4 protein-coding genes are annotated in these 13,105 nt (G+C 57.7%); all 4 read right to left on the bottom strand.

Features of this window, described 5'->3' with window-relative positions; genetic code table 11:
* Positions 1 to 3,938 (bottom strand): SAV_2336 N-terminal domain-related protein (locus CJ255_RS15015; RefSeq protein ID WP_281257213.1); only part of this gene is annotated, 3,938 nt, incomplete at its 3' end.
* 106 nt (positions 3,939 to 4,044) lie between these two features.
* Positions 4,045 to 4,995: an AAA family ATPase gene (locus tag CJ255_RS15010; RefSeq protein WP_097644912.1), complete on the bottom strand. Its 951-nt coding sequence runs from the start codon at positions 4,993 to 4,995 to the stop codon at positions 4,045 to 4,047.
* On the bottom strand, positions 4,992 to 9,227 hold the full coding sequence (locus CJ255_RS15005) for a hypothetical protein (protein WP_097644911.1): 4,236 nt from the start codon (positions 9,225 to 9,227) through the stop codon (positions 4,992 to 4,994). The genes CJ255_RS15010 and CJ255_RS15005 overlap by 4 nt, the downstream gene beginning before the upstream one ends.
* A gap of 202 nt (positions 9,228 to 9,429) precedes the next feature.
* A partial coding sequence (locus CJ255_RS22855; RefSeq protein ID WP_124681958.1) for a DNRLRE domain-containing protein occupies positions 9,430 to 13,105 on the bottom strand: 3,676 nt, incomplete at its 5' end.

Here is a 13,105-nt window from a genome sequence, read left to right as displayed (position 1 = left end):
AGTTCAAACTGAGCAATGCGGGTCAGAATATCCTGAATGAGTTCCACGAAATCGCGCAGGATTGGCCCCTCGCCGGTACGTTCAAAATCAATCGGCCAGGCGTGGGTGGGGGTCACAAAGAGGTTGTCGCCGTGGAGATCGCCGTGGGTAATCGCCTTGCGCGGATTGGCAACACGACTAGTCGTCTGGTAGTGTTCACTCAGCCAACGTATAGGGTTCGGCAACACTTGGCGTAGCGCTGGGAAGTACGTATCACGATCCAGTGCATGCCGCTTCTGCATGCTCAAACTCAACTTACCGTGGAGCATCGCGTCGTAGGCTTGGAAGATGGAATCATCTAGGGGTTGCACCCCGGTCTGATACCAACGTCCCCAATGTTGACGGTGAAAGAAATGCTGCAATGGCTGCAGGATGATACTAGGATCATGCTCAGTACGATAGAACTGGGTGAAGGAGCGGGGATCGTCATGCAATCCCAGTTCACCATAGCCAATCAAGCGGTAGGTGAGCGCCCCCATATTCCAGAGTTGCTTATGGCCGGGCATCTCTGGGCGAAAGAGGCCGCCTAAGCCATGCTCGATATAGCGCCGATAGTTCTCCACTTCGCGCTTGATTTTCGTACTCTTGCCCAGTTTGATCACGAGGCGAGCATGCTGGTTGTCCACTTGCGCAAGGAATACGCGCGTCTCGCGGCGCAGATTGGGCGAAGTGGTTGAGGCGAGGGGCGCATCGGAGGGGAGTTGCTCATCAACAATAGGAACAAGCACGACCCGTTGTGCATCAACAAAGAGGCGTCCGATCAGGTCATGCGCCTCATCTTCAGGGACATAGCTCTTATCCTCCATGAGACTCTGACGGAGCGAGGCCAGGCTTTGCCCTCCATCTGACCACTCAATATCAATACGGCGTGTATCGCTGGTATGGCGGGCTATGGCATGTGTCGCAACCACCCGTTTTAAGGCCCGTTCAAGGACTTCAGGGCCGTCCTCTTGGGCCACAAAATCGGCAGCACCATATTTATGGAAGGCATCAGCAGCCTGGCGTACACTGGCAAAGGCGCTGTAGACAATCGTGAAGGCCGGGCGTAGTTCGGGAACCAATTCCAGACCACTGATGTCTTGGGTGCTGGTATCGTCGAGCAGGCGCATATCCACAACTGCCAACTGGCAGCAGTAGGCTTTAACGGCAGATTTGGCGGCAGCAAGCAGCGCCTGGCTCGTATCGGTTGGGGCAAAGGCTTGACAGCCCCATTTTTCAAGGAGCGCAACCGTCTGTTGGCGCAATTCGGGATCGTTATCCACTACAAGGACGCGCAGACCTGCGAGGTTGCTTTTAGCTAGGGCTTCAGCTTTTGTATGCTCTGGGTAGCTCTCCTCCGTGGTGTGCAATGTAGCAACACGCTCAATGACCGTCGCAGCAAAGCTGGCCGCCAAGTAGGCAGCGCGGGCGAGCGGCTCAATCGCAGCCTCTGGGTGCAACCAGCGCTCACGCCGATCACCGTAGAGGTTACGGTATTTCAGCGTCGCTACACTTGTCAGCAGCAGCCCTAGGTAGTACTCGCGCAGCGATGGACGTGGGGCTGGCAGGTTGACGAGGGCTAAACGTCGGATTGCAGCGATGAAGTCGTAGGCCAATTTGAGTTCTACATCATTGCCAAGAATTTCTGCCACCGCTTTTGGATTGAAGATCGCCCGATAGAGCGCCGCTTCGAGACGAAGAATATCATCAGGCTGTTGTAGCTTAAAGGGCAAAATATGACATTTGTACTCGGTCTCCAGCTTGACAAAATCGTAGACGGCATGGCCTCCCGCCATGGTGCGATCAAAATCGATCAGCCAGGCATGCATCTGGGTTTGTTCAGTGCCGCTGCGCTGGCGACGGATCAAGACGTTACCAAGGTTTAGATCGCCATGAATGATGCAGGTATGCAGATCGCCTGGGCGTTGTAGGTACTGGGCATAGGATGCCAGCGGATCTACAACGGGGAGACCCTCTATGCTTGCTGATTGGGGGAGAGGGAAACCAAAACCATGGCGCTTGACCAGAGCATGCAAGAAATGGTAGCGTGTCTCCGCAATCGTCCCCATCAGCGCCGTACCATCCTGCAAAGCCGTTTGCACCGCTGCAAGGTTTGCTGGTGTTACTCGTAGTTCAATGCGAGCGATGATCGGATCAAAGGGCCGCTTAATGCCCTGCGGGGGCGCTTGGGATTCACGCAGCAGACAGCGCAACTTGATCAGCCCCGTTGCGTCCTCTTCCGGCTCCTCGGGTGCTATGCTCACGCGGTAGGCAGTGCTACTAGCAAAGGCTAATGGTGTACCATGGAGCGTATGGCTATCAACCTGATCGGCACGCGCAAGCATGGCTAAAACCGCTTCTGCAGGCAGAGCGTCTGCTGTTGGTTCAACCTCACGCAACGTGAGAGTCGGGGGCAGCACGAGGTTGTAGAACCAGAGCGGGCGTTGATCAGTGTAGCGCTGGATGTCACCGCACCAGCCATTGCGCGGGCGTGTTGGATCGGCAATCGTCTGGGTAAAGAGTAATTCGAGCGCCTGAATGGTTGCTTGATGTTCATGCTCATAGCCCAATACGCTACGCAATGTTTGCATTGGCTCGCTGCTGCGCTGTACATACTCATAGCCCAAAGCTGAGTAGGATTCATCCCAAGCCTGAAACTTGAGGCGCACGCGCTCGAAACCCAAATAGGGTTCCACATACCGTTGGAAGCTTGCTTGTTCACGTCGAATGGCTGGTGTGCGTCCAATGCGGATTGTTATCGGATTCTGATACACACCATCATAGGTGTATGCAAATGCAAGAAGTAGACCAATCGTACTGATACCGGCGCTACTTTTTGGTAACGGCGCAACTTCAATCGTAGCGATGTCGGTTTGATCAACAAACATCTGTGCAATCAGTTTCTTGATGAGCGTTGTTGTCTCTTCTAAATTCAGATGGGGAAGCTTAAATTTCTCACTAAGATTGATCTCAATGCTATAGAGAAGTTTATCTTGAGGAGGTGTCGGTTGCTCAGATCTTCCTTTCGACCTGCCACCACCACGTTTAGCGACCTGCGCATAACGCCCGCCCAGTGCCGCTAAAAAACGGGTAGTGATGCCCGCAAAAGCGGCACCAACGGCGGAATCTTCTAGGTTGAGGGCCTCGGGATCGGCAATGAAGGCGGTGAAGCTGGTTGGTTGGCCAGAATGGCTCTGCAGGAAGCTTGAGAGCTCATTCCAGACCTTGACCGCTGCGTCAAGCGGTAGCGCATGCCTGAGCAGTTCGTCTACTCCATCAATGAAGGTGTAGTGCAGGGCGGCATAGGCGGGCCGCTGCTCGGCAGGGCCATTGGAGCGCATGAGGCCCCCCAGGATAACCTCGGCGAGATGCTCATGGTCAGCTTCTTTGGGCATCATCGTCTGGCGCACAAGTTGCATAATCGGCAGGCTCAGTGGGGCCATCGCCAGGTATTCGGCCAGCTTACGCGCCTGTGGGGAGGCAAGCGCACGAAAGCGGTCCAGGCGCTCTTGCGGCGTGAGTAGCTTGTGCGGCTCGCCTGCCGCGTGTTGCTTATGAGGCGCAGTAGGTTGATCAAACCAGAACCCCAGCAACTCCGCTTGCTCTGGGGCCACAAGCAGCTTGCACCATGCGGTGAGCGCAGCTTTATTGCATGCGATGACGGGAATAGCGAGACCTTGTGGCCTCTCTGCTTGAGCAAAGGCGCGCACAAAGGCGGTCGCCAGATTGCGGTTATTGAGCAGCCTGATCTGCTGCGTGAAGCGCACCATACGCTGTATGCCTAGTGCGGTCTGGCGCCAAAGGTGTTGGGGTAGCACCTGAACAATCGTGACAAGGTTACTTTGGCCCCATTCATGCAGCAGTGCGCGCATGCGCCCATCGTGCCAAGCCGTACCGACACAATCACTCATCAGCAGGATTAGGCGTTGGCGCTGCGGATCGAGAATCTCGCGTCGCGCCCGTGCCCGCTGCGGCGCGGAACCACTAAAGCTGCCGTGGTAGAGTTGGAGTTCGCCTCCTCCCCACCTACCCCAACGTCCGCACCAGCGCCTGTATCTGCGGGGCTACTTCGGGCGGTGCGCCGCTGCGCCGGGTGACGAGGTGGAGCTCTTCGAGGCGGGTGAGCAGGATGCGTTGTTCAAAGCTGAGGGTGGGCGGGCTGGCGGCACGGGCGAGTTCGATGAGCAGTTGTTGCTCGGCGGGGCTGAGTTGGCGGAATTGCTGCCAGATTACGATGTCGGCACTGAGGTGGGTTGCAAGGTTGGGCTGCAGGGCTGCTGCAACCGCACCAGGCAGTCCGGCGCTGGCGGTGAGCAGTTGGCTGACCTCGGCTTCGTCGAGCGGTTGTCCAAGCTGTGTGGCCCACGCACTGATGCTCGTGGCATCAAGGGGCGCGAGGGGTTCCAGTGCGTAGCGCGTGAGCGCGTAGGGCAACTCGCGCCCGGCGATGATCATGCGGAGCTTGGCCCCACCCTTGCGCGCAACGTGGTCGCAGAGGGCGCACACCAACGCGAGTGCGCCGGGATCGTTGAGCTGTTCGATGCCGTCGAGGATCAGGGTGGTTGTGTTGGCTATGCTGCTGTAGGCTGCTAAGACGATCTGCAGGCGCACGCTCAGAGGGTAGGCGCGTACCGTCTGGTGCAGTAGATGCAGGCTGTGCCAAGTATCGGGGGCGAGTTGGGCGAGGGGCAGCGCTACTTGGAAGAGCAGATCGTCGCTGCTGCTGCTCACCTCGGGGTAGATGGTGAGCCAGTGGATGTTGGGCTGGGCGGCGCGGGCTAACGTGGCGGCGAGGGCGCTCTTGCCGCTGCCGCTCAGCCCGGTGATGGCGACAACACCGTGGAGGGCCAGGCGTTCTTCGGCCTGCTCCAGCCAACGCTCGCGTCCGATCAATGGCTCTGGCGGAGGCGGGAAGGGGGTCAGCGGGTTGAGGTTGGTTGCAGCAGGCGCGGGGAGGGCATTAGGGCGGCGGCTCATACAGGTGGCTCCTGGTCACCAGCGAGCCATGTCTGGGCCAGGCGGCGCAAGGGGGGATTGTCAAAAGGAATGAGGCGCTCAATGGCTCGCTCATAATCTTGCTGGGCAACTGCAAGGTCACCCGCACGCTGGGCGGCAAAGCCTTGCCAAACGACGGCGCTGGTGGCGAGGTAGTGGTAGCCCACCTGCTGCCAAAGCTGTTCGGCGCGGGCCAAATGATCTGCTGCGTTGCTCAGATCGCCGTGAGTACAGGCCCAAAGCCCTTGCCCAAAGCGTAGGCGTGCTTCATCGAGGGGGGCTAAAGGCTCAGCTTCGGGGGCTTGTAGGGCGGACGCAAGGGCTGCGGCATCGTAGTCGTACCCAAAGCGCAGGTGCAACTCAAGGCAGAGGCATGCCCATTCGCGGCGCTGTTCGGTATCGGCACCACTATGACCCAGGAGCGCGGCAAGATCGATCAAGATACGGTTGGCTTCGTTACGTTTACCGTCGAGCAATTGGGTGCGGGCAATATTGAGTTGACTGCGCCCCTGTTGATAGGCTGCTTTACTCACAATGCGCTCAGCATAACTCTGCGCACGCTTGGTGTCACCTTGCCGATTGAGCAACTCAAGGTGGTTGGCATAGATCTGGATGGCATCATAGTCTTGAACCTGCTCAACCAAGACTTCAGCTTCAGCATAGATCGCCTCGGCAGTATCCCAATCGCTCTGTGCTGTCGCCAGTTCAGTCGTTAGCAGAGCGAGATTCTGGCCGGTACGAATGGTGCCAATCCAGTCACCGAGATCGCGCCGTTCCACCAATACATGGCTAAAGATTTGACGGGCGAGGATGGGATCGCGGAAGCGTCCGCGCATCGTGTGAAAGGCTGCTCGATTACTATCCAACATAGCAATAAGCGCACGGTCATGAAGTTCCGTTGCTGCAGTACGGATACTCCCAATCAGATGGATCGCATGGTCGCTACGTCCCAGCATTGCCTCAACCCGGGCCAGCATATCGGTGAGGCGGATCAGATGTTCTTGGTAGTAGTCATGTTCTTTGCCCCATGTCGAGCGACTTGCCTGTAGTTGCTCAATGGCCCGCGCAAAGGTGCTGCCTGCCAGAGGGAGATTGCCGCTCATCAAGGCTGAATGACCTTGGTGGGCCAGTGCGAGGCTGTGAAGTGGTGAGCTTTCTGGTGCGACGCTGTACAACTCTTCGGCAACGCTGTTGGCGGCGTTCTGATCACCACGGGCTTGGTAGATGCGCAGCAATTGACCAAGGATGCGTTGCGTGGCTTCTGCATCGGGGGGGAGCTCAAAGAGTGCCCGCTGGTAGTAGGTTTCGGCTAGAGTGTAGTTGCTCAAAAAGGCGGCAATATCGCCTGTTAGGGCTAGAATTGCCCCTGGCTTACGGAGTTGCTGACTCTTCAAGAGCTCTTCGAGCAGGTTCAAGAGATAGGCACGCGGTAGTTGGTAGGCCCGGTCGGGCGTAGCAATCAGGTGTTGGACAACCCGTTCGGCCCATTCCCAATCGCCGCCAAGCAGGGCGTAGCGCGCTTCGAGGTGGCGCGGTCGGGTGGGATGCTGGGCATAGTAGGCGGCAGCTTCGAGGGCAAAGGCGCGGTAGTAGTCGCGGCGAGTAAACTGTGCCAACGCAGTCTCACCAATAATCGGTTGAATGGGCGCGAGGGTCTGCGTGTAGTGTTGCAGTACTGAATCAGCTTGCTGTGCCATGATGCGTTGTGAGCGCACTGCCAACACCTCCAGATCGTGGGCCTCTACGTAGCCATAGTGCTGCAAACAGGCATCAAGTTCAGCGAGGATGCGGTTGGTTGGCTGCTGCTGTTGGAGCAGATCCTGAGCAAAATGGTCGCGGGTCGTGTCGAGGGGCAGTTTTGCTAACAGATCATCCCATGAACTTCGGGTCTGCATATCACCCAGTTGGTTGAGCAGAGGTATGAGCAGTCCCGGTAAGCCGCCGGTGAGCGTCAAGAGCTTGGTTTGGGCTGTTGCATCCAGTTTAAGCTGCTTGCGTTCACTGTAATCACGCACAGCTTTGGCATTGAGCGGCTCGACCTTGAATTGAACTTCAGAAGACAAACTGGCCAAGGGCTGGTCGGCGGTAAGCAGCAAGACCCCATGGGTTAAGCGTTGGGCAAGCTGGATCGTGAGTTCTTCCAACTCTTGATCGCCGCGCTGCAAGGCAATTTTGATGATAAAGCGTTGTTTGTCATTCGCGAGGGCTGCGGCGAGTTGATTGATCGCGCTGCTCAAACGGGCGCGCCGGCGCGCCGGGTCGGGCGTGGCGGCGAAATTGGCGCGTGCAGGCAAGTTTGCCACTTGGTGTAACTCCAAAGCGGCGAGCAAGTGATCCAAGACGCTCTCGCTGTTGACTGGCGTCATGCCGGTTGCTTCAATCAGATTGGTGAGCGGAACGTAGCCGGTACGTTCTAAACCTACTGCAACCGCTGTCGCTACACTATCGCGCCCACTGCCTGCGCTGCCGTAGATCACCGCAACATGGCGCTGTGCGTTGAATAAGCGCTCGATCTGCCCCACCAGCAGATCGCGTCCGAGGAGTTGTGGGCGTTCTGGTAGGCGAGCGTAGGGCAGGATCGGATAACTCTCGGCTTTGAGGTGCAGTGTGGCAACGCGATCAATGACGGTGGCCGCAAAACTGGCCGTGAGATAGGCCACACGGGCGAGCGGCTCAATCGCAGCCTCTGGTTGTAACCAGCGCTCACGCTGATCACCGTAGAGGTTACGGTATTTCAGCGTTGCCAAACTGGTCAACAACAGCCCTAGGTAATACTCGTGCGGCGATGGGCGTGGGGCTGGCAGGCTGATCATCGCTAAACGACGTAGTGTGGATAAAAAATCATATGCTAAAACAAGTTCAATATTATCGCCAAGTATCTCATGGACTGCATCTGGATTAAAAATTGCCCGATAGAGCGCCTCTTCGAGGCGTAGAATGTCATGAGGCTGTCGTAGCTTAAAGGGTAAAATCTGACATTTGTACTCGGTCTCCAGCTTGACAAAATCATAGACGGCATGACCACCCGCCATGGTGCGGTCAAAATCGATCAACCATGCGAGCATTTGGGTTTGTTCAGCGCCGCTGCGCTGGCGCCGCATCAAGATGTTCCCCAGATTCAGATCGCCGTGAATGATGCAGGTGTGGAGATTTGCTGGGCCTTGCAGGTACTTGGCGTAGGATGCCAGCGGGTCAACGAGTGCAATGCTGCCTTGTGCCGTGAGTTGAGCCGAGCGCAAATCGTGACGTAGCACGAGTTCATGCAGAAACTGGTAGCGCGTCTCCGCAACCGTCCCCATCAGCGCCGTACCATCCTGCAAAGCCGTTTGTACCGCTGCAAGGTTTGCTGGTGTTACTCGTAGTTCAATGCGAGCGATGATCGGATCAAAAGGACGCTTAATGCCCTGCGGGGGCGCTTGAGATTCACGCAGCAGACAGCGCAACTTGATCAGCCCCGCTGCGTCCTCCTCTGGCTCCTCGGGTGCTATGCTCACACGGTAGGCCGCGTTACTAGCGAAGGCCAATGGTGTGCCATTGAGCGTATGGCTATCAGCCTGATCAGCACGCGCAAGCATGGCCAAGACTGTTTCCGCAGGCAGAGCTTCTGCTGTTGGTTCAACCTCACGTAGCGTGAGGGTTGGGGGCAGCACGAGGTTGTAGAACCAGAGCGGGCGTTGTGCAGCGTAGCGTTCGCTATTACCACACCAGCCATTGTGCGGGCGCTCTGGATTTGCAATGGTATCGGTAAAGAGGAGCTTGAGCGCATTGATGGTTGCTTGATGTTCACGCTCATAGGTCAAGATGCTCCGCAGGGTCTGGATTGACTCGCTGCTGCGCTGCAGGTACTCATAGCCCAAGGCGGCGTAGGGCGTACCAGCGGCATACACAGCCTTATACTTCAGGTGTACTGTCTCAAAACCTAGATATGGTTCCACATAATGCTCGAAATTCTCTTGCTCACGCAGAATAGCAGGCGTCAATCCAATTCGTAGCGCAATCGGGTTGTGCTGAACCCCATCGGCACCCTGCGGGATAGCTAAGAGCAGGCTGATCTGGCTCATACCGATACTACTATCGCGCAGTTCGGTTACTGTGACCTCATGGACATGAGCTTGGTCGGCAAACATTTGGCACACCAAGGTTTCGATGGTTTCGATGGGCAATTGATTGAGAGCTACGTTTATGCTGATTTTGGGCGATTGCTCAGTATCCATAACATTGCCTTATCTCTGTTGGATGGTGGCAGGATGCGCGGGAACCGAGTTCCCGCGCATCCCCTGCCTAAGAAGCTGTCTGAAAAGCCGGGGGGCACACACTGGAGTGCCAGCTTTAGCCGGCTAAAGCCGGCACTCCAACGCCAAGCCATAGACTTTTCAGACAGCCTCTAACAGCTTGGGATGAGGGACGTTTAGCGCACTACTTACCTACTTTGAGGGCCAAGAGTTCCCCACGGATCACCTTGCGGCAACCCTGTTGCGGTTTGCAGTCAGCATCATCGCCGCCGACATCCTCGCCAGAGAGGATGCGTACCACCGCGAAGCCACCAAGGTGATAGGTGTTGGGTAACCCGCCACGGCGAATGACGGTGCGATCATAGAGTGGCACGATCACCACTTGCCCACTGAACGAGAGACCGGCTGGATCGGAGGGCGGGGCGGTGATGCTGCGAATCAGCCCGCCGTGAGTGCCTGGCACACCGACCAGTTCAGCACCAATGCCAATGCAGATCGCTTCTGGATCTTCTAGCCATGCTCGCAGGGTGGTATGGTTGCCACGCATCTGGCGCGTCGGCGGCTCGCCCCCCCAGAGCACCCACTGGGGCGCAACCCAACCAAAGTCGCCAGGCGCAGCGCGTTCGTTGTGGGTCAGCAACTCCACCATTGCCCCTGGAGTCGTGGGTATGCTCGCTACAGGGGCAACCACCGGCAGGACGGTACCACCAAGCAGTTCTACATGATCAATGGTACCATTACTATTCTCGTCAATCTCGACCAAAATGGGCGCGTCAGGCAGCATGTGCCAGGGCAGTGGGGTATAGATGATCGTCGCGCCCGCCTCAATCTCCTGATCGCGATGGGTGATCTGGCCAATGCCATCGTTACCAATATGGGCAAAACCGAGATCGAAACGCTTGGCTCGTGGGGCATTATTGAACAGAATGAGTTGCTCAAAGTCGGGGCTGACCGCTAACCGCAGTTCTTCGCCCGCAGCGAGCGAGGTGTTGGAGACCGCATAGACGCGCGACCAGTCATCGCTCTCGCGCACTTGGTAGAGCGTAACCGGCTTGTCGCTATCTGCGGTGGTCATGGTCGCCTCAAGGAACGCGGCATCGAAGCTCAAACGATCGCGTGAAGTTGCTTCAACGGTGCTAAGTGCTCCAACCATAGCATGGGGGCCAAAGACCAGCATATCACCCACGCCACCATCGCGGCTCCCATAGCCATTGAAGCTCAACGGCTGACCTGCGGGCATAAAGAGGGTATTGGGGAAGACCTGCTGCCGCCAGCTACCACTGAGCGGTACCACGCGATAGGATCGGCTGATCTCTTGGGTGAGTTGCACCTGCCCATCGGAACTTACATAGCAGCCTGTGTGGGTGTTGGTGCCATCTTCGCCAAAAGCAAGACTATGGCCGCCAAAAGCGAGACTGTGCCCACCAAAGGCGAGACTATGGCCACCTTGAACCATGAGCATATCGCTGCCACTCGCGGTCGGCAGGATCGGCTCTTCCAACAGGATGCTCAATGGTGTGCTGAAGATGGTGCGTCCTTGCCACTGCACACCCTGGGCTAGGCTGTAGCTCCAGGTGTTGTTGGCAAGATCCAGGGTGATGAAGCGATTGTCGGCGTCAGCCGCACTAGCCGGGGGGTAGTTGGGATCGTAGACATAGACGCGGGCCTGGTTGTTGGGTAGCCAGATCAGCTTGTAGGGCAGCAGCGCGTGGCCGATCTCTAGGTCGTCGCAGCCGCCCCCACTAATGATGCCGACCACTTCGGGGTTCGTTTGCCACTCGGCAGTGCCAATCATGGCCAAGAGGCGCTGGTAGTACTGATTGACCGTGAGTTGCCCCAAGCCCGGCGTGGCCAGCCAGTTCATCGCCTGCGAACCAAGTTGACGCCCGTGGATTGTCTGGATGTATTCTTGCGATGCTTCAGCATCAGGGATACTCTCGACCGTCAGTTCACCACCATAATCAACGGGCCGCGGCCCATCCTCGCGCTGCAGATCGCCCACGGTAGCGGCCATGCCTAAACAGAGGCCGCCCTCCATGGTGGCATTAAAAACTTCTGCGAAGGGATCGTCAAAGACCCGTCTGACCAACACCTCTTCGTAGGCATAGGCAATCGGACGGGGGAAGAGCATTCCATGCTCATCAGTTATGACCTCAGTCATACTGAGTGAGTTGGTTATGCTCAGCGGGATGCTCAAATTCAGATCAATCGGCTCGAAGCTCACCGGCAGGGTAAACTCCTCGGTTGTGCTGAAGGTCTGGATCAGGCGCGTCTCCGTAATCAGGTGGGTCGTCGCTTCAAGCCCATAGTCACGCACAAACTGCTCGAAGTCGGTGATGCCGCTACGGTTGCGCCAGGCCCAGGTATCGAGCCAGGGGTTGAGGCCGCTGTCGAAGCCAATGGTGTACTCAACCATCGGCAGATTGATGGTCGGATTGGGGCAGAAGTTACCACAATGGCTCGACCAGAAGATACCAGCGCCATCACCCGTGCCACTCTCGTTGTCGGCACGAATCATGATGCCGTGGTTGTTGTGGCGTCCGCCAAGCACATCGCGCGCCCAGGTGGTCACGTCCCAACGCTTATGCTCTAGCACGGGGCTGACCAGTGTGCCCGAGATGCGGGCACCCTGAGCGGGCTGGTTGTTCCAGTGGAGCGTGAGGTCAAACCAAGCGGTGGGCACAACGTGGGCCGAGGTTGCAAAGCCTGCCCCACTGCTCTCGGTGACATACTGGCTCAACACGACCTGCACGCCCAGCAGTTGCTCTTCGCGCAAACCTGCGGGTAGCAATGAGAGATCAACCGGCACATAGATGCGGTTGAAGCCCTTCGGCCCTTGCGAGGTCGAGTAGCCCAGGTAGCGTGCCCGTTGGTTGTAGGAGATCGTCGTAGCAGCCAAACTCTGCACATAGGTCTCACCACCAACATAGCTCGGGTTGGCAAAGGTCGGATCAAGGCGCACCGGGTAGACGCGGGCGGGATCGTTGAGCCACGCGGGGTCGGCGCTCAACACGGCGCTGTAGCGTCCATCAGCCTGTGGCGTAAATTCCAGTTGCAATGGGGTTGTCGCCCCAGCCGCATCGTAGCCAATCGGCGGCAAGATGCGCCAGATGTTTTCACCTGCGGCATCCTGCACCAGCCAGCCCGCCGTGCCATTGGCCATCACACTGGCCCCGTCCAGATCGAGCAGCAACTCGTAGCTGGCGGGAGCAGCGGCACTGTGGAGAACAATCTCCTCCTTGATGCCCCAAGGCACCACATGGTAGACCAGATCGCTGCCAGCGAGCGCTGCGGGGTAGGTGATGCTATTGGTAGCCACAATGGGTTCAGGGATTGAACCACTCGGCACATGCTTGGCCAACTGCGCTTCACCGGGGCGGCCCAGAGTGAGCAACGGAGGGCCACGGTCGGTCTGCACACGCTCGGTGCTACCAGCAGCAAACGTAACCTCAAAGTCGGCAGCAGCATTGCGATAACCCGCTGGACTTGCTACGAGGGTTGTATCAATCGGCAACCAGCTATCGCTCGCCGCATCATAGAAATCCACCGGCGTAAAGAAGCGCTGGATGCGTGCCACCGTGCGGCCATCCTGCTCACCAAGAAAGACGCGGCTATAGGGGGTACGCGCCCCATCAAGCTCAATGAAGCCATCGTCAATCGGGCTCACCGGACGATTGTCATCAGTCACTGGGGTGTCGGGAGTACCAGTGGCTTCATCGGGTGGCGGAGACTCATCGCCGCCGGCAGGTGGCGGTGGGGGCTCATTGTCGCCGACAGGCGGCGGTGGGGGCTCATTGTCGCCGACAGGCGGCGGTGGGGGCTCATTGTCGCCGACAGGCGGCGGTGGGGGCTCATTGTCG

Source organism: Candidatus Viridilinea mediisalina, from assembly GCF_002532535.1.
GTDB lineage: Bacteria > Chloroflexota > Chloroflexia > Chloroflexales > Chloroflexaceae > Viridilinea > Viridilinea mediisalina.
This window is presented reverse-complemented; position numbering and strand designations above follow the sequence as displayed.

What these genes read in the sequence shown, in the direction of transcription:
- CJ255_RS15010 (WP_097644912.1), bottom strand. Translation starts at nt 4,995, where the DNA reads ATGAGCCGCCGCCCTAATGCCCTCCCCGCGCCTGCTGCAACCAACCTC.
- CJ255_RS15005 (WP_097644911.1), bottom strand. Translation starts at nt 9,227, where the DNA reads ATGGATACTGAGCAATCGCCCAAAATCAGCATAAACGTAGCTCTCAAT.